The sequence below is a fragment of the Sulfuriferula sp. AH1 genome (assembly GCF_002162035.1).
Lineage (GTDB): Bacteria > Pseudomonadota > Gammaproteobacteria > Burkholderiales > Sulfuriferulaceae > Sulfuriferula.
Genome location: NZ_CP021138.1, coordinates 2382447 through 2402587, shown reverse-complemented (window position 1 = coordinate 2402587; position 20141 = coordinate 2382447). Strand labels below are relative to the sequence as shown.

Here is a 20141-nt window from a genome sequence, read left to right as displayed (position 1 = left end):
GAGCATGGCACTGATTAAAGTTAAACCAACGTCCCCTGGTCGTCGCGCCGTAGTCAAGGTTGTCACGCCGGGTTTGCACAAAGGTAAGCCGGTAGCGGCTTTGGTTGAAAGCAAAAGCAAAACCGCTGGCCGTAATAATAACGGTCATATCACTACCCGTCATATGGGTGGTGGGCATAAGCAGCATTACCGCATAGTTGATTTCCGGCGCAACAAAGATGGTGTGCCGGCTAAGGTCGAGCGTCTTGAGTACGACCCTAATCGTTCCGCAAATCTCGCATTGCTATGCTACGCGGATGGTGAACGTCGGTACATTATTGCGCCAAAAGGTGTTGTTGCCGGTATGCAGGTAATGAATGGCTCCGATGCGCCGATCAAGACAGGCAACGCATTGCCGCTTCGCAACATACCGGTAGGTAGCACGGTTCATTGCGTTGAGATGATGCCGGGTAAGGGTGCTCAAATTGCTCGCTCTGCTGGCACTTCAGTGCAATTGCTGGCGCGTGAAGGCGCATACGCTCAGTTACGTCTGCGTTCCGGCGAAATTCGTAAAGTTCATGTCGACTGTCGTGCAACGATTGGCGAAGTGGGCAACGAAGAGCATTCGCTGCGCTCGATCGGTAAAGCCGGTGCAACTCGTTGGCGCGGCATCCGCCCGACAGTTCGCGGTGTGGTAATGAACCCGGTAGATCACCCGCATGGTGGTGGTGAAGGTAAAACTGCAGCAGGTCGCCACCCTGTAAGTCCATGGGGCGTACCAGCCAAGGGTTTCCGTACACGCCGTAATAAGCGCACTAGCAGCATGATTGTGCGTCGTCGTCATCAACGTTAAAGGGTAAGAGTTATGCCACGTTCGATTAAAAAAGGCCCGTTTGTTGACGATCACCTTCAAAAAAAGGTGGACGCAGCACGTGCTAGTAATGATAAACGTCCGATTAAAACTTGGTCGCGTCGTTCTACTGTTTTGCCGGATTTTATTGGCCTGACTATAGCTGTTCACAATGGTAAACAGCATATCCCGGTTTTCGTTTCCGAGAATATGGTTGGTCATAAATTGGGCGAATTTTCGTTGACCCGTACCTTTAAAGGTCACGCGGCTGACAAGAAAGCTAAGAAATAGGAGCCCATGATGAGAGTTTCTGCTGTATTACGTGGTACGCACTTGTCAGCTCAGAAGGGGCGTTTGGTCGCTGACCAGATCCGCGGGCTGCCAGTGGATCAGGCGCTGAATATTCTGGCTTTCAGCCCTAAAAAGGGTGCTGCGGTGATCAAGAAAGTGCTAGAGTCTGCGATAGCCAATGCTGAGCATAATGACGGTGCTGACATCGATGAATTGAAAGTCGCTACCATCACTGTAGACGAAGGTCCTTCTATGAAGCGATTTATGGCCCGTGCTAAAGGTCGCGGTAATCGTATTATTAAACAGACTTGTCATATTGCTGTGACAGTCGGCGACGAATAAGGAACGGTAATGGGACAGAAAATACATCCGATAGGTTTCCGTCTTTGTGTCACGCGCAACTGGAGTTCGAAATGGTTTGCAAATAACCATGACTTTGCAGCTACGCTTAATGAAGATATCAAGGTTCGTGAATTTCTTAAGAAGAAATTGGCTAATGCTTCGGTTAGTAAAATTGTGATTGAACGCCCAGCTAAGAATGCTCGTATCACTATTCATAGTGCTCGTCCGGGCGTGGTGATTGGCAAAAAAGGCGAAGATATTGAGGTTTTGAAATCTCAATTGCAAAAGATGATGGCCGTACCTGTGCATGTCAACATCGAGGAAGTTCGCAAACCGGAAATTGATGCGCAATTAATTGCTGCCAATATCGCCGGTCAGTTGGAAAAACGTATCATGTTCCGTCGTGCGATGAAACGTGCGATGCAGAATGCGATGCGTTTGGGCGCGCAAGGTATAAAAATCATGAGCTCGGGTCGTCTGAACGGAGCAGAAATTGCTCGGACGGAATGGTATCGTGAAGGTCGTGTGCCTTTGCATACCTTGCGTGCTGACATCGATTATGGTTTCTTTGAGGCTAAGACTACCTACGGGATTATCGGGGTTAAGGTTTGGGTCTACAAAGGAGACGCATTGGCAAAGGGTGAGCAGCCTACCGCTGCGCCAGCCGAGCCTGAAAAACGGGTAAGAAAGCCAGGAGCTAAACATGCTACAGCCAGCTAGAAGAAAATACCGTAAGGAACAAAAAGGTCGCAATACTGGTATTGCAACCCGTGGAAACAAAGTTAGTTTTGGTGATTTTGGATTAAAAGCCATCGGTCGTGGTCGCTTGACAGCGCGTCAGATCGAAGCTGCGCGTCGTGCGATGACTCGTCATATCAAGCGTGGTGGTCGTATCTGGATTCGTGTATTCCCGGATAAGCCAATCTCGGAAAAGCCAGCGGAAGTTCGTATGGGTAATGGTAAAGGTAATCCCGAGTACTATGTTGCTGAAATTCAGCCGGGTAAAATGCTTTACGAAATGGATGGTGTTGATGAGGTTTTGGCGCGAGAGGCTTTCCGTCTTGCTGCAGCAAAATTGCCGATTCAAACCGCTTTTGTAACTAGAATGATAGGTAGCTAAGATGAAGGCGAGCGAATTGCGTGCTAAATCCACGGCAGAGATTAAACAAGAGCTAATTGAACTGTTGCGAGCTCAGTTCAGCCTGCGTATGCAGGTTGCTACGCAGCAAACCAACAAGACAAGCGAATTAGGCAAGTTACGTAAAAGCATTGCTAGAGTTCATACAGTGCTGCGTGAAAATGAATTGAAAGCGGTGAGCAAATGAGCGAAGCTGAAAACAAAGTTGTCCGTAGCCTAACTGGCCGTATTGTTAGTGACAAAATGGATAAGACTGTCACTGTTTTGGTTGAGCGTAAAGTGAAGCATCCTGTAATTGGAAAGGTTATTCGTCGTTCGAAGAAGTATCATGCGCACGACCAGAATAACGAATTTAATGAGGGCGATCTCGTTCTTATTGAAGAATGCAAGCCAATTGCCAAAACCAAAACATGGCGTGTTGCTAAATTAATTACGAAAGCTCGCGCAGTATAATATCTTGCACTTTTAATTAAGTGCTGTTATACTTTTTTGCTTTCGTCCTGCTGGTAACAGCAATCTTCCCGTACGGGTCCAAAACTAGCTGTCTAGGCAGGGAAACCTGGCTCGGCGGGTTAAGTTGGAGAGTTAAATGATACAAATGCAGTCAAGGCTTGATGTGGCCGACAATACTGGTGCGCGTTCTGTAATGTGCATTAAGGTTTTGGGTGGCTCAAAGCGTCGTTACGCTAGCATAGGCGACATTATCAAGGTCACTATTAAAGACGCCGCGCCTCGCGGTCGTGTTAAAAAAGGTGATGTTTATAATGCGGTGGTTGTGCGTACGGCAAAAGGTGTGCGTCGTCCTGATGGATCTCTGGTTAAATTTGATGGCAATGCGGCAGTATTGCTTAATAACAAGCTCGAGCCTATCGGTACCCGTATATTTGGCCCGGTAACTCGTGAGTTGCGTACAGAGAGATTTATGAAAATAGTCTCGCTTGCGCCAGAAGTTCTGTAAGGGGGCTACGTGAACAAGATTCGTAAGGGTGATAGCGTTATCGTTACCACCGGTAAAGATAAAGGCAAGCGCGGTACGGTTTTGGCTGTGCGTGAAGACAATCGTCTGATGGTCGAGGGTGTTAATACTGTTAAGAAACATGTTAAGCCCAATCCCGTTAAGGGTGATGCTGGTGGTGTGGTGGTAAAGGAAATGCCAATCCAGATCTCGAACGTGGCTTTGTTTAATGCGGCTACCCAGCGCGCTGATCGAGTTGGTTTCAAGGTTCTGGAAGATGGTCGCAAAGTGCGCGTCTACAAATCGACCAACGAAGTCGTTGATATTTAAGGGGTGCAAATGGCTCGCTTACAAGATTTTTATAAAACGACGGTAATGCCGGACTTGATCAAACAGTTTGGATATAAATCCGTTATGGAAGTGCCTTGCATTGAAAAAATCACGCTTAATATGGGTGTTGGTGAAGCTGTTGCCGACAAAAAAGTGATGGAGCACGCTGTTGGTGACATGCAAAAAATTGCAGGTCAAAAACCGGTTGTTACCAAATCACGCAAATCGATTGCGGGTTTCAAGATTCGCGATGACTATCCTGTAGGCTGCATGGTTACTTTGCGTCGTGAACAGATGTATGAGTTTCTGGATCGTCTGGTAACGGTGGCAATTCCTCGTATTCGTGATTTTCGCGGTTTGTCGGGTAAGTCGTTTGATGGGCGTGGAAATTATAATATGGGTGTGCGCGAGCAGATCATATTCCCAGAAATCGAATACGATAAAATTGATGCATTGCGCGGTATGAACATTACCATTACTACAACTGCTAAAACTGATGTTGAAGCGCGTGCTTTGTTGGCCGCATTCAAGTTTCCGTTTAAGAACTGAGGGCATCATGGCAAAACTTGCTTTGATTAACCGCGATAAGAAACGTCGCGCCACGGTAGAAAAATTCGCCGCAAAGCGTGCTGAATTGATCGAGATTATTGGTAATCAAAAACTGTCGGATGAGGCTCGGGCTGACGCTCGTCTCAAGCTGCAAAAATTACCACGAGATGCTAGCCCGGTTCGCTTGCGAAACCGGTGTGAGTTAACTGGTCGTCCGCGTGGAGTTTACAGAAAATTTGGTTTGGGGCGCATTAAGCTGCGCGAACATGCAATGCGTGGTGAAGTTCCAGGCATGGTTAAGGCCAGCTGGTAAGCGGGAGAGTATCGAATGAGTATGAGTGATCCAATTGCAGATATGCTAACGCGTATCCGTAATGCCCAAAGTGTAGAGAAATCTGCTGTGGTAATGCCTAGCTCTAAAGTCAAAGTGGCTATTGCAAAAGTGTTAAAAGATGAAGGTTATGTTGAAGATTTTGCCATTGGCGAAAATGAAGGCAAGCCTGAGTTGCATATCAGTCTCAAATATTATGCAGGTCGACCCGTTATAGAGAAAATCGAGCGGGTAAGTCGCCCAGGTTTGCGCATTTATAAAGGCAGCCAGGAACTTCCAAAAGTGATGAACGGACTAGGTATCGCCATTATATCCACCTCTGGTGGTGTAATGACTGATCGCAAAGCTCGCGCCAATGGCGTGGGTGGTGAAGTCTTGTGCATCGTAGCTTGATGAGGAAATGCAATGTCTCGTGTAGCTAAAAATCCAGTTGCCGTGCCGGCTGGTGTTGAAATCACACTGTCTAGTAATGTGATTGCTGTAAAAGGTCCTTTGGGCGTGTTAACGCAAGCAGCTAATGCTAATGTTGTAATTGCACAGGAAGGCGACGTTTTGGTTTTTTCGCCAGTTGATGATTCGATCCGTGCAAATGCGATGTCAGGAACGATGCGTGCGTTACTAGCAAATATGGTTCAAGGCGTTACTAAAGGTTTTGAGAAGAAATTATTGCTTGTTGGCGTTGGTTACCGTGCGCAAGCAGCCGGAGATACTTTAAACCTTACGTTGGGTTTTTCGCATCCTGTTGCGCATAAGATGCCTGATGGTATTAAAGTTGAAACGCCTACTCAGACTGAAATCCTGATCAAGGGTTTGGATCGTCAAAAAGTTGGACAAGTGGCTGCTGACGTGCGTGCTTATCGTAAACCTGAACCGTACAAAGGTAAGGGTGTGCGTTATTCTGACGAAGTGGTTGTTATCAAAGAAACCAAGAAAAAATAAGTAAAGGCTGACTCATGGACAAGAATACTGCGCGTCTGCGCAGAGCACGCAAAACCCGTGCTCGCATTGCAGATCAAAAAGCCACTCGTCTCGTGGTGTACCGCTCGAACTGTAATATTTATGCACAAATTATCGATGCTAGTGGTGGTAAGGTGCTGGCAAGTGCTTCTACTGTTGAAGCTGATGTGCGTAAAGAGCTGCCTAACGGCGGCAATCTAAGTGCGGCAGTTTTGGTTGGTAAAAGAATTGCAGACAAGGCGAAGCAATTAGGTATCGCTGAAGTTGCTTTCGATCGTTCCGGCTTTCGTTACCATGGTCGGGTTAAGGCTTTGGCAGACGCAGCTCGTGAAAACGGTCTGAGCTTCTAATTGAGGTGAATGATGGCAAAAATTGAAACAAACCAAGAGAGCGCTGACGGCTTACGTGAAAAGATGGTCGCGGTTAACCGCGTTACCAAGGTTGTCAAAGGTGGACGCATTTTAGGCTTTGCAGCGCTGACAGTAGTTGGCGATGGCGACGGCGGAATAGGTATGGGCAAGGGCAAGTCTCGCGAAGTGCCTGTTGCGGTTCAGAAAGCTATGGACGAGGCGCGCCGCAAGCTGCAAAAGGTCAACCTTAAAAATGGCACTTTGCATCATGCGGTAATTGGCAAACATGGTGCGGCAGTTGTCTATATGCAACCGGCTTCAGAAGGTACCGGAATTATTGCAGGCGGTCCAATGCGTGCCGTGTTCGAAGTGATGGGCGTGCATAACATTCTTGCTAAATGTATTGGTTCGACCAATCCTTATAATGTGGTTCGCGCAACCATTAATGGTTTGATGCAAATCAATTCCCCATCAGAAATTGCTGCCAAACGCGGTAAATCTGTTGCGGAAATCATGGAGTAAGCGATGACTGCTACTACTAAAACTGTTAAAGTGACTCTCGTCAAGAGTGTCATTGGAACCAAGCAATCACACCGCGCATGCGTGCAAGGTCTTGGCTTGCGTCGTTTGAATCATACCGTTGAAGTGCTGGATACGCCTTCAAATCGCGGTATGATCAATAAAGTATATTATCTCGTTAAGTGCGAGGGCTAAATGGAATTAAATAATCTTCAACCCGGCGCAGGAAGTAACAAGGCGCGTCGCCGCGTAGGTCGTGGCATCGGCAGTGGCTTGGGAAAAACGGCTGGTCGTGGCCATAAAGGTCAGAAATCACGCGCAGGCGGTTTTCACAAGGTTGGTTTCGAGGGTGGTCAGATGCCTATACAACGCCGCTTGCCTAAGCGCGGATTTGTGTCTTTGACTGCAGGTGATACTGCTGAGGTTTTATTGTCTGTTATTGATAAGCTTCCAGTAGATCAGATCGATATTCTGGTTTTGAAACAGGCTGGTGTTATTTCCGCTAGAGCTAAAACGGCAAAGATTGTGCTGAATGGTGAGATTAAGCGTGCAGTCAAGCTGCAGGGCTTGACTGCTACCAAAGCTGCGCGTGCCGCCATTGAAGCTGCTGGCGGAAGTTTCCTGGATTAAATCTTGGCTGCGAACAAGACAAAAGTCGGCGGCGCCGACAAGTTTGGCGATCTGAAGCGACGTTTGCTGTTTTTGATCGGTGCGCTGGTGGTTTATCGTATTGGTGCGCATATTCCGGTACCGGGTATTGATCCCGTTGCACTGGAGCAGCTGTTCCGTTCACAGCAAGGCGGCATATTGGGTATGTTCAATATGTTTTCCGGCGGCGCATTATCGCGATTTACCGTTTTTGCTTTGGGAATTATGCCGTATATTTCTGCATCTATTATCATGCAGTTACTCACGGTGGTTTCTCCTCAGCTTGAAGCTCTGAAAAAGGAGGGTGATTCGGGGCGTCGAAAGATAACGCAATATACACGTTATGGAACAGTAGGGCTTGCATTTTTTCAGGCGCTTGGCATTGCTATCGCACTTGAAGCGCAGCCTGGTCTGGTAGTTGACCCTGGCATTATATTCCGGATTACTGCAGTAATGACACTGGTGGCAGGAACGATGTTCCTGATGTGGCTAGGTGAGCAGATCACTGAGCGTGGTATCGGTAACGGTATTTCGATGATTATTTTTGCAGGTATTGTTGCCGGTTTGCCTCATGCGATCGGCGGCACGCTGGAATTGACGCGTACCGGAGCCTTTTCCATACCATTGGTGCTGATGCTGTTTGTTGCGGTGATTTTGGTAACCGCCCTGGTGGTCTTTGTAGAGCGGGGTCAGAGAAAGATTCTGGTTAATTACGCCAAGCGGCAGGTCGGCAATAAGGTATACGGTGGTCAAAGCTCTCATTTGCCTTTGAAGCTCAATATGGCTGGCGTAATACCGCCCATATTTGCATCCAGCATTATTCTGTTTCCGGCGACTTTGGCTGGCTGGTTTGGCAGTCATGACAGCATGAGCTGGCTAAAGGATGTGGGTACTGCTTTGTCGCCTGGTCAGCCTATATATGTGATGTTGTACGCGACGGCGATTATATTCTTTTGTTTTTTCTATACTGCTTTAGTATTTAATCCGAAAGAAACGGCTGACAATTTGAAAAAGAGTGGCGCCTTTGTTCCAGGGATTCGACCGGGTGAACAAACAGCCCGTTATATAGACAAGATCATGGGGCGGTTGACCTTGGTAGGGGCAATTTACATAACCTTGGTCTGTTTGTTACCAGAATTTTTGATTGTTAAGTGGAATGTGCCTTTCTATTTTGGCGGCACTTCATTGTTGATTATTGTTGTGGTTACGATGGATTTTATGGCGCAAGTACAGGCTTACATCATGTCGCATCAGTATGAAGGTTTGCTCAAGAAAGCTAATTTCAAGGGCGGCGGTTTTGTTTCACGATAAGCGGATGGTGGCTCAATAGTATGTCAAAAGAAGATACCATCCAAATGCAAGGCGAAGTTCTAGAAACTTTGCCAAATGCGACGTTCAGGGTAAAACTGGAAAATGGTCATGTTGTATTAGGTCATATTTCTGGAAAGATGCGTATGCACTATATACGTATATTGCCCGGTGATAAGGTCACGGTTGAACTAACGCCGTATGATTTGACTAAGGCGCGGATTACTTTCCGCGCCAAGTAAGTCATTTTTCCGTCTAATACGGTAATAAAAAGGAGTTCCTCATGAGAGTACAGGCGTCTGTAAAAAAAATCTGCCGTAAGTGCAAGATTGTGCGCCGCAAGGGTGTGGTTCGTGTGATCTGTGAAGATCCACGTCACAAGCAACGTCAAGGTTAATTGTCTTGATTATGTGTTACATGTTAAAATTTAACGTTTTGAATCCGGAGTAAGTAGATGGCCCGTATTGCTGGGGTAAACATCCCGAACCACCAACATGCTGAAATAGCGTTAACCGCTATCTATGGCATCGGTCGCACCACGGCACGCATGATTTGTGCGAATGCGGGTGTAAATACAACTACAAAGATTAAGGATCTGACTGACGCGGATATGGAAAAACTCCGTGAAGGCGTATCTAAGCACACGGTAGAAGGCGATCTGCGTCGCGAAGTTACGATGAACATCAAACGTTTGATGGATATGGGTTGCTATCGTGGTCTGCGTCATCGTCGTGGCTTACCTTTGCGTGGCCAGCGTACACGTACCAATGCACGTACACGTAAAGGCCCGAAAAAAGCCGTTCGTGCGACGAAATAAAGGATAGATAAGTTATGGCTAAGGCTAATATCAGAGTTCGTAAAAAAGTTAAGAAGAATGTGGCGGAAGGCATCGCTCATATCCATGCTTCTTTTAATAACACCATCGTCACCATTACTGACCGTCAAGGTAATGCCTTATCCTGGGCAACTTCAGGCGGTGCTGGTTTTAAGGGTTCCCGCAAAAGCACGCCTTTTGCTGCACAGATTGCTGCTGAGAATGCAGGCAAGCTGGCACAGGAATGTGGTGTCAAGAATCTGGAAGTTCGTATCAAGGGACCAGGTCCTGGTCGCGAATCTGCGGTTCGCGCATTAAATAACGCTGGATTTAAAATCACCAGCATTTCTGACGTGACGCCAGTGCCGCACAACGGTTGCCGTCCGCCTAAGAAACGTCGTATCTAAGCAGGAGTTTTAAAGTGGCCAGAAATCTAGATCCAAAATGCCGCCAGTGCCGTCGTGAAGGCGAGAAACTGTTTTTGAAGGGTGAAAAGTGTTTCACCGATAAATGTGCAATTGAGCGTCGCAGCTATCCACCAGGTCAGCATGGGCAAAAGAAAAACACTCGCCTGTCTGACTATGGCGTGCAACTGCGTGAGAAACAGAAACTGCGCCGTACGTACGGCGTATTAGAGCGCCAGTTCCGTGATATGTACAAAGAAGCAGATCGCCAGCGTGGTGTTACCGGTGAAAATCTGCTGCAACTGTTGGAAAGTCGTTTGGATACGGTTGCATTCCGTATGGGTTTTGGCGCTTCGCGTGCTGAATCCCGTCAGGTTGTGCGCCATAACAGCATTCTGGTTAATGGCAAGCGTGTCAACATCCCGTCTTACGTGGTTAAGCCTGGTGATGTAGTTGAAGTTTCCGAGAAATCGAAACAGCAATTGCGTATCAAAGCTGCTTTGGCAGCTGCTGAACAGCGCGGCTTTCCGGAGTGGGTTGAGGTTAGCGCAAAAGATATGAAGGGTACTTATAAGGCTCGTCCACAACGCGCTGAGTTGCCTGCAACGATCAACGAGCATCTCGTTGTTGAATTGTATTCCAAGTAATCCCGACGCATTTAAGAGGGAAACCATTTATGCAAAGCAGTACTGCGGATTTATTGAAGCCACGCATCATTGACGTTGAAACTGTGTCACCGCTTCGTGCTCGTGTCATTATGGAGCCGTTCGAGCGTGGTTATGGCCATACACTAGGTAACTCCTTACGTCGTATCCTGTTGTCGTCCATGCCCGGTGCGGCACCTACTGAAGTCAGTATCAGTGGCGTATTGCATGAATATTCAACGCTGGAAGGCGTGCAGGAAGACGTGGTTGATATTCTTCTCAACCTCAAGGGTATTGCATTAAAGTTGAATGATCGTAGCGAAGTTACGCTCAAATTGAGCAAGGCTACTGAAGGTGTAGTGACCGCCGGTGATATTGAAGTTGGTCACGATGTTGAAATCGTAAATCCTGAGCATGTCATTGCGCACCTTACCAAAGGTGGCAAGATCGACATGGAGATCAAGGTTCAGCAAGGCCGTGGCTACCAGCCGGTGTCGGTACGTCGTCAGGCTGACGATACCCAGACTCTGGGGGCGATCAAGGTTGATTCTTCGTTTAGTCCGGTACGACGGGTTGCTTATTCGGTTGAGAGCGCTCGTGTTGAACAGCGTACCGATCTGGACAAACTGATTCTTGACGTTGAAACTAACGGCACGATAGATCCGGAAGAAGCTGTGCGTTATGCTGCACGTGTATTGGTTGAGCAGTTAGCGCTGTTTGCCGATCTGAAAGGCACGCCTGTTGCAGCCGAATCACCAAAAGCGCCGCAAGTTGACCCTATGTTGCTGCGTCCGGTTGATGACTTGGAATTGACTGTCCGTTCAGCGAATTGCCTGAAAGCTGAAAACATTTTCTATATCGGTGATTTAATTCAGCGTAGCGAAAATGAATTGCTGAAAACCCCTAATTTAGGGCGCAAATCATTGAATGAAATTAAAGATGTGCTGGCTTCTAAAGGACTCAGCTTGGGTATGAAACTCGAAAACTGGCCTCCAGTTGGGCTTGAGAAGCCATAATTAAGTAGAAGGAATATAACGATGCGTCACCGTCTCGCCAATCGTAAATTAAATCGTACTAGCAGTCACCGTGCTGCTTTGTTACGTAACCTGACTAATGCGCTGTTGCGTCACGAGGTCATTAAGACCACGTTGCCTAAAGCCAAGGAATTACGTCGCGTTGCTGAACCGATGATCACTCTCGGCAAAAAGCCTAGCTTGGCTAATCGCCGTCTGGCCTTTAGTCGTTTGCGTGATCGTGAAATGGTAGTCAAGCTTTTTGATGAATTGGGTCCGCGTTTTGCTGCACGCAACGGCGGTTACCTGCGTATTCTCAAATTTGGTTTCCGTAATGGTGACAATGCACCTATGGCGTTAATCGAACTGGTTGATCGTCCGGCTGACGCAGAAATGGTTGAAGATACAGCTGAATAATTCTCAGAGACATAAAAAAAGCCGAGTTTAGCTCGGCTTTTTTTATGACCGCATCCTGCATCAGCAGATGCGGTCAGAGTGGTTTATGGAAATTTGTAATGCATAAAACGTACTGTGCGGCTTTATTGCAGTGGTTCAAACAGGCTGATGAGTTCATCAGGACTGAATGCGCCGACACCTATCGCCGCATCACCCAGTATACCCTGTGCTAATGCGCGCTTCTTTTCCTGCATCTTGATGATTTTCTCTTCTACCGTTCCCAGGGTAGTTAATTTATACGCAAATACCGGATTCAATTGCCCGATGCGGTGCGCCCGCCCGGTTGCCTGATCTTCGACAGCCGGATTCCACCAAGGGTCATAATGGATTACCGTATCCGCGGTGGTTAAATTCAGCCCGACGCCGCCAGCCTTAAGACTGATCAGGAATAAGGGGACATCGCCATTCTGGAATTGCTTGACCGGTGTGGCGCGATCCTGGGTATCGCCGGTGAGACGAACAAAGGGAATTTTAAGGTCGTTCAGCTCCGGCTCAATCAAATCCAGCATTGATGTGAATTGCGAGAATAACAGAATGCGCCTGCCTTCTTCTATCATATCCGGCAGCAGGGAAGTCAGCATGTCAAGCTTGGCAGACTGATGCACTTTGCGGGCCGCTGGCAGCTTGAGCAAGCGGGGGTCGCAACAAACCTGTCGCAATTTCAATAAAGCATCGAGAATGACGATCTGGCTTTTCTTAAAGCCTTTTGCATCGATTTCACGGCGAATCTTGTCCTGCATAACTGCACGAACGGATTCGTAAAGGTCGCGTTGGGCGCCAACTAATTCGCAGCTGCGAATTATGTCGGTTTTAGCCGGGAGCTCGGTAACAACCTGAACTTTGGTGCGGCGCAACATGAATGGTTTGACACGCTGCGCGAGCGCGACGCTGCGCTGGTTATCTTCGTGTTTTTCGATAGGGGTGCGGAACTGCCGTTTGAAGGCTTCGGCGCTGCCCAGCAAGCCTGGCAGCAGAAAATGGAACAGCGACCATAGTTCGCCGAGATGGTTTTCCATCGGCGTACCGGTTAATGCGAGACGATGGCGGGCCTGAATCTGGTGCACGATTTGGGTAGAAAGCGCTTTCGGATTTTTAATGGCATGCGCTTCATCCAGAATGAGCAGGTGAAAAGGCTGAGCGATCAGGAATTCCTTGTCTCTGGCCAGCAGCGGATAAGTCGTCAATACCAGATCATAGTCATTAATCTGTTCAAAGTATTGCTTGCGGTCGAAGCCGTGTAACAGCAGGACACGCAATTCAGGTGTAAATCGGGCTGCTTCCGCCTGCCAGTTGAACATCAGGCTGGTTGGCGCAATGACCAGACTGGGTCGGTCGGCACGCCCGGATTGTTTTTCAACCAGCAGATGCGCGAGGGTCTGCAAAGTCTTGCCTAGCCCCATGTCATCTGCCAGCACGCCACCCAGACCATATTCGCGTAAAAACTGTAGCCAGTTCAATCCTTCCTGCTGATAAGGACGTAATGTCGCATTCAGCCCCGCGGGTACCGGAACCGGGGTGATGCCGCTGAAGTTTTTCAGCTTCTGGCCTAGCGCCAGCAGGCGTTCGCCACCCAGCCAGCGAGGCCGGGCATTGGCTTCCAGTTCGGCGAGGCGTGTGGCATGCAGTGAGGATAACTCGAGCTTGCCATCCGGGGTCAGGCCGCTATTGCTATCGAATAACTCGACCAGTACCGATAATATGCCCTGAATACGCCGTAATGGCAGCGCCAGCATGCGCTTGTCCGGCAACATGCAGACCAGCTTGCGTTTGGGGTCGATATTCGGGTCGGTTAAAGCTCGTATCTGTTCAGGCGAGTATTGCTGGAAAGTATGGGCGAGTATGGGTAGCAAACTAATGCGTTCGCCGTCTACATCTATGCCGAGATCCAGACTAAACCAGTCATTCCCGTCATTCCCGGAAGTTTCCTCAATTTCGGCGCTGATATCTTCGCCCACTTCAGCTACCCGGTAAGGGAAGTCAGCCTGAATTTCGATTTCCCAGCCCAGGTCACGCAGTCTGGGGATGTCTTCAATCATGAAATCCAGCCAGTCGCTCGGTTGCGCCAGACTGTAGGCTGTGGCCTGTTCCGGCGTAACGGCTACCGCAGGAAAGATTTGCTGGATAAGCGACAAATCGGTATGCGTAAGTATCTGTTCGGTGAAATGGGATTCCTGTGCCGGGTCACGGCTGGTTACGTAGCGAATATGATCCCGACGCTGGCTGATGGCGCTATTGGGCGCGTAGCTGTTGACACGGATGCCGTGATAATCAAAAGCGATTTGGGCAGCAGGCAGGTAATGCGTGCTGGTGTCGTCGCGGCGTTTCCAGTGATCGCTCAGACTGACCGGGATTTCACTCAATATCAGTATCGGATTTGGCGGAACGTTCTCCAGGTGTCTGGTTTCCAGCATTTGTGGTGCAGGCAGTGTTATATTCGGCAGTTGATGGCTGAGCGTCGCCGTCACCTCGGGCAGTAATTCGCAGGGAATGGCCGGGGAGAGCATGAGAATGCTGGCCACAGTATCCGGCACGCCGGTTTGCAATGCGCCGCACTGACGAGTGCGGGTATTGAGCCACCAGGGAGGCGAAACGGACAGCACCTGTTCATGCTCGCTGAGGGGAACCCCCAGTTGCTGGTTGCCTTCGTCATCTGCAATCCAGGTCAGCTGGCACTCGCGTGATTCACCCAGCGTTAATGGCGGTGCATCGCTGTCGCACCAGAATGTCCGTCCCGTAGCGATCAGGTCATGTAAAACTGCGCCGCTGCCGGTACCGCTGATTTTGGGGTCGGATTGCGATTGCGGGTTGCACTGCAGAATACGGGCACATAAAGTCCGATCCAGATTACTGGCAACGTTACCGCCGCGCCCCATCGCCACTTCAAAAAATTGGGTATAGCGCATGGCTTTGCCGAACGTATTGTCTTTCTTGAGGCGCGCGCGCATCAGACGTACATCCAGACCAACGCCATAATAGGCAGGGGTGAGCACATACAGCAAACGATAGGCTTCAGTGGGCGGATAGGCGGGCGCATCGATTTCGGCAAGCGCCTCGCTGATCTGCTCCAGCCAGCTTAACGCAGGGTAGGCCTTGGTGGGGCTGGTCGATCGGGACGGTGTGTGCATGACCGGCTGGGTCGCCTGTACCAGGCTGGGGGGGATATGCAACGCATGTATCAGTACCGCGATGACATGTTTGCAGTTCCGCCCTATCGGGCAGTCGCAAGAGCCGTCGATAATGAGTTTGCTGTTGCGCATTTGCAAGAAAATACGCTGATGATAAGGCAGTGCGCGGCTACCTTGCACTTCAGATACCAGCGCATTATCGGTATCGTCAAGATTGACATGGGTAATCTTATGTTGATTGTAAATCGCTAAACCGCGCTCGAAAAACACAGCGGGAAACGTCTTTTTGATATCGGCTAGCGTGTACTGAATATGCATGGTGTATTGGTGTGTGGTTTAGGCAAGTAAAGGCTTCAGATAGGTAGCGGTATGGCTGGCCGGATTCGCAGCCACCTGTTCCGGTGTGCCGCAGGCGACAATTCCACCGCCGCCGTCGCCACCTTCGGGACCGATATCGATCACCCAGTCTGCGGTCTTGATGACATCCAGATTGTGTTCGATGACAACGATGGTATTGCCCTGATCGGCAAGACGGTGGATGACCTTGAGCAGCATGTCGATATCATGGAAATGCAAACCGGTGGTAGGTTCGTCAAGGATGTACAAGGTGCGACCGGTATCGCGTTTGGATAATTCCAACGACAGTTTCACCCGTTGGGCTTCGCCGCCGGATAACGTGGTAGCGGCCTGCCCCAGCTGAATGTAACCTAGGCCGACGTCAAGCAGGGTTTGCAGTTTGCGCGCGACGACAGGGACCGCATTAAAGAATGCATGGGCATCTTCTACCGTCATCGCCAATACTTCGTCGATGGTTTTGCCTTTGTACTGGATTTCCAGCGTTTCCCGGTTATAGCGCTTGCCGTGGCAGACATCACACGGTACGTAAATGTCCGGCAGAAAATGCATTTCCACCTTGATGACGCCGTCACCCTGACAGGCTTCGCAACGGCCGCCTTTGACATTGAACGAGAAACGTCCTGGGCTATAGCCGCGTTCGCGGGCGGCGGGGACGCCGGCAAATAATTCGCGTATCGGGGTAAATAACCCTGTGTAGGTCGCCGGATTGGAACGCGGGGTGCGTCCGATCGGACTCTGGTCGACATTAATGACCTTGTCGAACAGGGCCAGGCCTGTTATGGATGTGTAAGGTGCGGGCTCGGCTGCAGAACCATATAAATGCCGTGCCATGGCTGCATACAGCGTGTCGTTGATCAACGTCGATTTTCCCGAGCCCGATACGCCGGTGACACACACCAGCAGCCCCGCCGGCAGCGTCAAGGTAACATTTTTGAGATTGTTGCCGGATGCGCCAGTGAGCACTAGCTCACGCGTTGGGTCAGGCTGGCGACGTTTGGCTGGGATAGCTATTTTGCGCCGCCCGGACAAATATTGACCAGTGAGCGAATCGGCATTCGCGAGGATGTCGGCTGGCGTGCCCATGGCGACGACATGGCCGCCATGCACTCCCGCACCAGGCCCCATATCCACGACATAATCGGCAGTGCGGATTGCATCCTCGTCATGCTCGACAACGATTACCGTATTACCGAGGTCGCGCAGTCGGCGCAAGGTTGCCAGCAGCCTGTCGTTATCGCGTTGATGCAGGCCGATCGAGGGTTCGTCGAGCACGTACATCACGCCGGTCAGGCCGGAACCGATTTGCGAGGCCAGACGGATGCGTTGCGCTTCGCCGCCCGATAAGGTTTCCGCAGAGCGGTCCAATGACAGATATTCCAGGCCGACATTGTTGAGGAATTGCAGGCGCGCTGCGATTTCCTTGACGATGCGATCCGCAATCGCCTGCTTGTTGCCAGACAGTTCCAGTGATTCAAAAAAAGTGAGCGATTGCTTCAATGGCAATGCAGATAATGCGTAGATGGTCTTTCCGGCGACAAACACATGCCGCGCTTCGCGGCGTAATCGGGTTCCTTCACAGCTGGGGCAGGGCTGGCTGTTGAGGTGTTTTGCCAGCTCTTCGCGTACGGTGCTGGAATCGGTTTCCTTGTAGCGCCGCGCGAGCGTCGTCAGGATGCCTTCAAAAGCGTGCATGCGTGGGCGGCGTTCACCGGGATAATGAAACGCGATCTGTTCCTTGCCGCTGCCGTTGAGTATCACTCCGCGCACGGTCTCCGGCAGGTTTTCGAACGGCGTGTCCAGATCGAAACCGTAATGCAGGGCGAGGCTTTGCAGGAGCTGGAAATAAAACGGGTTGCGCCGATCCCAGCCCTTGATGGCGCCAGCTGCCAGCGACAAATGCGGAAAAGCCACCACCCGTTTCGGGTCGAAATATTGGATAACCCCCAGGCCGTCGCATTTTGGACAGGCACCCATCGGATTGTTGAACGAAAATAAACGCGGCTCGAGTTCGGCAAGTGAGTAATCGCACACCGGGCAGGAGAAGCGGGCCGAGAACAGCGTCTCGTGACCGCTATCCATCTCTACCGCCAATGCGCGCCCGTCGGCATGGCGTAATGCGGTTTCAAACGATTCGGCGAGACGCTGTTTGATATCGGCACGCACCTTGAGCCGGTCGACCACCACCTCGATGGTATGTTTCTTGTTCTTGTCCAGCTTCGGCAATACATCCATTTCATGCACGTTGCCATCGATGCGTACGCGGACAAAGCCCTGTGCTCTCAGCTCCCCGAATAAGTCCGTGTGTTCGCCCTTGCGCCCGACGATGATAGGCGCGAGTATCATCAACCTGGTATCTTCCGGTAATGCCAACACATGATCGACCATCTGCGATACGGTTTGTGCCGTCAGCTTGATGTGATGATCGGGACAGTGCGGCGTGCCTACCCGCGCAAACAGCAGGCGCAAATAGTCGTGTATCTCGGTGACGGTGCCAACGGTAGAACGCGGATTATGGCTGGTGGCTTTCTGCTCGATCGAGATGGCGGGCGATAGCCCTTCGATCAGATCGACATCGGGTTTTTCCATCAGCTGCAAAAACTGCCGCGCATACGCCGATAGCGATTCGACATAGCGCCGCTGGCCTTCGGCGTAAAGCGTATCGAATGCCAGCGAGGATTTACCCGAGCCGGACAAGCCGGTAATCACGACAAGCTGGTTGCGCGGTAAATCGAGATTGATGTCCTTGAGATTGTGCGTGCGTGCGCCGCGAATGCGGATAATGTCCATACCGAGAATACTCTAAAATGGGCTAACCTGTTAATATACCGTTTTTTGCGAATGTTCCCAAGCAAATGAGTACAACTGAAGCGTATGCAGATAAAATGACCGCGACAGAAATGCGCGCCAGCGTGGGTCTGGCGAGTATTTTCGGTTTGCGAATGCTAGGCATGTTCTTGATTTTGCCGGTGTTTGCACTCTATGCAGAACATCTTCCAGGCGGCAGCAACCATACTATGGTCGGATTGGCTCTGGGCGCGTATGGTTTGACCCAGGCCATGCTGCAATTGCCTTTCGGCATGGCATCCGATAAGTTCGGGCGCAAGCGGGTCATCTATTTCGGCCTGCTGCTATTTGCTATCGGCAGCTTCGTTGCGGCCAGCGCGACCACCATCGAGACTATCATTCTTGGCCGGGTAATTCAGGGTGCCGGCGCGATTTCCGCTGCGGTGACCGCGTTGCTGGCCGATTCCACCCGTGAAGAGCACCGCACTCACGCCATGGCGATGATAGGCGGCACGATAGGCGTGACCTTTGCGGCTTCGCTGGTAATCGGACCTGCGCTGTACCAATACATCGGCATGCACGGTATCTTTGCGATGACCGGCGTCCTGTCGCTTACCGCCATCGCGGTAGTGAAATGGTATATCCCCAATCCGCTGGCCAGCCATTTTCACAGCGATGCCGAAGCCAGCCCCGCCAAACTTGGTGATGTATTGCGCAATAGCCAGTTGTTGCGCCTGAATTTCGGCATTTTCTCGCTGCATGCAGCACAAATGGCGATGTTCGTAGTCATTCCGTTCGCCTTGCGCAGCACCGGCAATCTCGATATCAACCACCATTGGGAAGTGTACCTGCCGGTGGTGACGATCGCTTTCATAGTGATGGTGCCGGCGATTATTTATGGCGAAAAGCGCGCCAAACTGAAGCAGGTGTTCGTCGCTGCGGTAGGATTGATGCTGATGGCGCAATTGGGCATGGCGGCAAGCATGCATCATTTCTGGGGCATCGTGGCCGCGCTGACCGCATATTTTATCGCCTTTAACATTCTGGAAGCGACGCTGCCATCGCTCATCTCCAAGATCGCGCCGGTCGGCGCCAAAGGTACCGCGATGGGTGTGTACAATACCTCCCAATCCATCGGCCTGTTCTTCGGCGGTGCGCTAGGCGGCTGGCTGTCGCAGAACTACGGGTTTCCTGCGGTATTCATGTTCAGCGCCAGCCTGATGACTATCTGGCTGCTTGCCGCTTCAGGCATGCGTCCGCCGCCTGCAGTCAAAACCCGCATGTTCCATCTGGGGGCAATTGCGGCTGACCAGGCGCTGCTGTTAAACACGCGGTTGCGTGATGTTGAAGGCGTATATGAGTCCGCCGTTGTTGCGGACGAGGGTATCGCCATACTGAAAGTTGCCCAGCAAGGCTGGGATGAAGCTGCTGCGACAAAATTGATAGAGGAGAGTAAACATGGCATCAGTAAATAAAGTGATTTTGATAGGTAATCTCGGCAAGGATCCTGAAATACGCTACATGCCGAGCGGCGATGCCATGGTGAACCTGACATTGGCGACTACCGATAACTGGAAAGATAAAAATGGCGAAAAGCAGGAGCGCACCGAATGGCATCGAGTAGTCATATTCGGCAAGCTGGCTGAAATCGCCGGTGAATACCTGAAAAAAGGTTCGCAGGTATATTTCGAAGGCAGCCTGAAAACACGCAAATGGACCAACAAGGAAGGTCAGGATCAGTACACTACCGAAATCGTCGCCGACAAGATGCAGATGCTCGGCGGACGCGGCGGGGCTTCTTCCGCCAGCATGGACAGCGGCAGCCAGTATGAGAGCCGCCCCAGCAAGCCAGGTGCACCGGCACAGAATGCCAGCCAGCCTAAATCCGGCGGCAACAGTTTCGATGACCTGGACGATGATATCCCGTTCTAAAGGGTATCTGCGACTAGTTCTGTAAAGTTTTAATTTTAAGCCCCTGTTTGCAGGGGCTTTTCTTC

At 50.5% G+C, this 20141-nt stretch carries 29 protein-coding genes; 27 read left to right on the top strand and 2 right to left on the bottom strand.

Features of this window, described 5'->3' with window-relative positions; translation table 11 throughout:
- Window positions 1-4 precede the first annotated feature (4 nt).
- From rplB to rplQ, 25 genes are all read left to right on the top strand, one after another.
- Window positions 5-832 (top strand): 50S ribosomal protein L2, encoded by an 828-nt coding sequence (gene rplB, locus CAP31_RS12150; protein WP_087447777.1) that lies wholly within the window; start codon window positions 5-7, stop codon window positions 830-832.
- Between the two features lie 12 nt (window positions 833-844).
- A complete protein-coding gene (gene rpsS / locus CAP31_RS12145) occupies window positions 845-1120 on the top strand; it encodes a 30S ribosomal protein S19 (protein ID WP_087447776.1) in 276 nt (91 codons plus the stop codon).
- A gap of 9 nt (window positions 1121-1129) precedes the next feature.
- The gene (gene rplV, locus CAP31_RS12140) at window positions 1130-1462 is read left to right on the top strand and encodes a 50S ribosomal protein L22 (RefSeq protein WP_087447775.1); all 333 of its coding nucleotides are present in this window, start codon (window positions 1130-1132) and stop codon (window positions 1460-1462) included.
- Between the two features lie 9 nt (window positions 1463-1471).
- Window positions 1472-2182 (top strand): 30S ribosomal protein S3, encoded by a 711-nt coding sequence (gene rpsC / locus CAP31_RS12135; RefSeq protein ID WP_087447774.1) that lies wholly within the window; start codon window positions 1472-1474, stop codon window positions 2180-2182.
- Window positions 2166-2582 carry a 50S ribosomal protein L16 gene (gene rplP, locus CAP31_RS12130; RefSeq protein WP_087447773.1) on the top strand — a complete coding sequence of 139 codons (417 nt, stop codon included), beginning with the start codon at window positions 2166-2168 and terminating at the stop codon, window positions 2580-2582. The genes rpsC and rplP overlap by 17 nt, the downstream gene beginning before the upstream one ends.
- Before the next feature lies 1 nt (window position 2583).
- Window positions 2584-2787: a 50S ribosomal protein L29 gene (gene rpmC, locus CAP31_RS12125; RefSeq protein WP_087447772.1), complete on the top strand. Its 204-nt coding sequence runs from the start codon at window positions 2584-2586 to the stop codon at window positions 2785-2787.
- Complete coding sequence (gene rpsQ / locus CAP31_RS12120) at window positions 2784-3053, top strand: 30S ribosomal protein S17 (RefSeq protein ID WP_087447771.1); 270 nt, start codon at window positions 2784-2786, stop codon at window positions 3051-3053. The genes rpmC and rpsQ overlap by 4 nt, the downstream gene beginning before the upstream one ends.
- Window positions 3054-3189: 136 nt before the next feature.
- Window positions 3190-3558: a 50S ribosomal protein L14 gene (rplN, locus tag CAP31_RS12115; RefSeq protein ID WP_087447770.1), complete on the top strand. Its 369-nt coding sequence runs from the start codon at window positions 3190-3192 to the stop codon at window positions 3556-3558.
- Window positions 3559-3567: 9 nt separating this feature from the next.
- Window positions 3568-3885 (top strand): 50S ribosomal protein L24, encoded by a 318-nt coding sequence (gene rplX / locus CAP31_RS12110; protein ID WP_087447769.1) that lies wholly within the window; start codon window positions 3568-3570, stop codon window positions 3883-3885.
- 9 nt (window positions 3886-3894) lie between these two features.
- Window positions 3895-4434 carry a 50S ribosomal protein L5 gene (rplE, locus tag CAP31_RS12105; protein WP_087447768.1) on the top strand — a complete coding sequence of 180 codons (540 nt, stop codon included), beginning with the start codon at window positions 3895-3897 and terminating at the stop codon, window positions 4432-4434.
- Window positions 4435-4441: 7 nt separating this feature from the next.
- Window positions 4442-4747, top strand: a complete 306-nt coding sequence (gene rpsN / locus CAP31_RS12100) for a 30S ribosomal protein S14 (protein ID WP_087447767.1) — start codon at window positions 4442-4444, stop codon at window positions 4745-4747.
- A 15-nt stretch (window positions 4748-4762) separates the two neighbouring features.
- Window positions 4763-5158, top strand: coding sequence for a 30S ribosomal protein S8 (gene rpsH, locus CAP31_RS12095; protein WP_087447766.1), 396 nt, complete (start codon window positions 4763-4765; stop codon window positions 5156-5158).
- Between the two features lie 12 nt (window positions 5159-5170).
- Window positions 5171-5704 carry a 50S ribosomal protein L6 gene (rplF, locus tag CAP31_RS12090; RefSeq protein ID WP_087447765.1) on the top strand — a complete coding sequence of 178 codons (534 nt, stop codon included), beginning with the start codon at window positions 5171-5173 and terminating at the stop codon, window positions 5702-5704.
- Between the two features lie 14 nt (window positions 5705-5718).
- Window positions 5719-6072, top strand: a complete 354-nt coding sequence (rplR, locus tag CAP31_RS12085; protein ID WP_087447764.1) for a 50S ribosomal protein L18 — start codon at window positions 5719-5721, stop codon at window positions 6070-6072.
- Between the two features lie 12 nt (window positions 6073-6084).
- Window positions 6085-6594 carry a 30S ribosomal protein S5 gene (gene rpsE, locus CAP31_RS12080; RefSeq protein ID WP_087447763.1) on the top strand — a complete coding sequence of 170 codons (510 nt, stop codon included), beginning with the start codon at window positions 6085-6087 and terminating at the stop codon, window positions 6592-6594.
- A 3-nt stretch (window positions 6595-6597) separates the two neighbouring features.
- Window positions 6598-6786, top strand: a complete 189-nt coding sequence (gene rpmD, locus CAP31_RS12075; protein WP_087447762.1) for a 50S ribosomal protein L30 — start codon at window positions 6598-6600, stop codon at window positions 6784-6786.
- Window positions 6787-7221 carry a 50S ribosomal protein L15 gene (gene rplO / locus CAP31_RS12070; protein ID WP_087447761.1) on the top strand — a complete coding sequence of 145 codons (435 nt, stop codon included), beginning with the start codon at window positions 6787-6789 and terminating at the stop codon, window positions 7219-7221.
- Between the two features lie 3 nt (window positions 7222-7224).
- Complete coding sequence (gene secY, locus CAP31_RS12065) at window positions 7225-8550, top strand: preprotein translocase subunit SecY (protein WP_087447760.1); 1326 nt, start codon at window positions 7225-7227, stop codon at window positions 8548-8550.
- 20 nt (window positions 8551-8570) lie between these two features.
- Window positions 8571-8789, top strand: coding sequence for a translation initiation factor IF-1 (infA, locus tag CAP31_RS12060; protein ID WP_087447759.1), 219 nt, complete (start codon window positions 8571-8573; stop codon window positions 8787-8789).
- 41 nt (window positions 8790-8830) lie between these two features.
- Window positions 8831-8944, top strand: a complete 114-nt coding sequence (gene rpmJ, locus CAP31_RS12055; RefSeq protein WP_087447758.1) for a 50S ribosomal protein L36 — start codon at window positions 8831-8833, stop codon at window positions 8942-8944.
- Between the two features lie 57 nt (window positions 8945-9001).
- Complete coding sequence (gene rpsM, locus CAP31_RS12050; protein WP_087447757.1) at window positions 9002-9364, top strand: 30S ribosomal protein S13; 363 nt, start codon at window positions 9002-9004, stop codon at window positions 9362-9364.
- A gap of 14 nt (window positions 9365-9378) precedes the next feature.
- Window positions 9379-9768, top strand: coding sequence for a 30S ribosomal protein S11 (gene rpsK / locus CAP31_RS12045; protein ID WP_087447756.1), 390 nt, complete (start codon window positions 9379-9381; stop codon window positions 9766-9768).
- Window positions 9769-9782: 14 nt separating this feature from the next.
- On the top strand, window positions 9783-10412 hold the full coding sequence (gene rpsD / locus CAP31_RS12040) for a 30S ribosomal protein S4 (RefSeq protein WP_087447755.1): 630 nt from the start codon (window positions 9783-9785) through the stop codon (window positions 10410-10412).
- 29 nt (window positions 10413-10441) lie between these two features.
- A complete protein-coding gene (gene rpoA / locus CAP31_RS12035; RefSeq protein WP_087447754.1) occupies window positions 10442-11425 on the top strand; it encodes a DNA-directed RNA polymerase subunit alpha in 984 nt (327 codons plus the stop codon).
- 21 nt (window positions 11426-11446) lie between these two features.
- Window positions 11447-11839: a 50S ribosomal protein L17 gene (rplQ, locus tag CAP31_RS12030; RefSeq protein WP_087447753.1), complete on the top strand. Its 393-nt coding sequence runs from the start codon at window positions 11447-11449 to the stop codon at window positions 11837-11839.
- 122 nt (window positions 11840-11961) lie between these two features.
- Here the strand turns inward: rplQ and CAP31_RS12025 are convergent, their stop codons facing one another.
- A complete protein-coding gene (locus CAP31_RS12025; protein ID WP_087447752.1) occupies window positions 11962-15321 on the bottom strand; it encodes a DEAD/DEAH box helicase in 3360 nt (1119 codons plus the stop codon).
- An 18-nt stretch (window positions 15322-15339) separates the two neighbouring features.
- A complete protein-coding gene (gene uvrA, locus CAP31_RS12020; protein ID WP_087447751.1) occupies window positions 15340-18147 on the bottom strand; it encodes an excinuclease ABC subunit UvrA in 2808 nt (935 codons plus the stop codon).
- A gap of 95 nt (window positions 18148-18242) precedes the next feature.
- Here uvrA and CAP31_RS12015 point away from each other — a divergent pair, with 95 nt between their 5' ends.
- Together CAP31_RS12015 and ssb are read left to right on the top strand one after the other, a co-directional pair.
- Window positions 18243-19619: an MFS transporter gene (locus tag CAP31_RS12015; protein WP_087447750.1), complete on the top strand. Its 1377-nt coding sequence runs from the start codon at window positions 18243-18245 to the stop codon at window positions 19617-19619.
- The gene (gene ssb, locus CAP31_RS12010; protein WP_087447749.1) at window positions 19603-20076 is read left to right on the top strand and encodes a single-stranded DNA-binding protein; all 474 of its coding nucleotides are present in this window, start codon (window positions 19603-19605) and stop codon (window positions 20074-20076) included. Before CAP31_RS12015 ends, ssb begins: the two co-directional genes overlap by 17 nt.
- Window positions 20077-20141 lie beyond the last annotated feature (65 nt).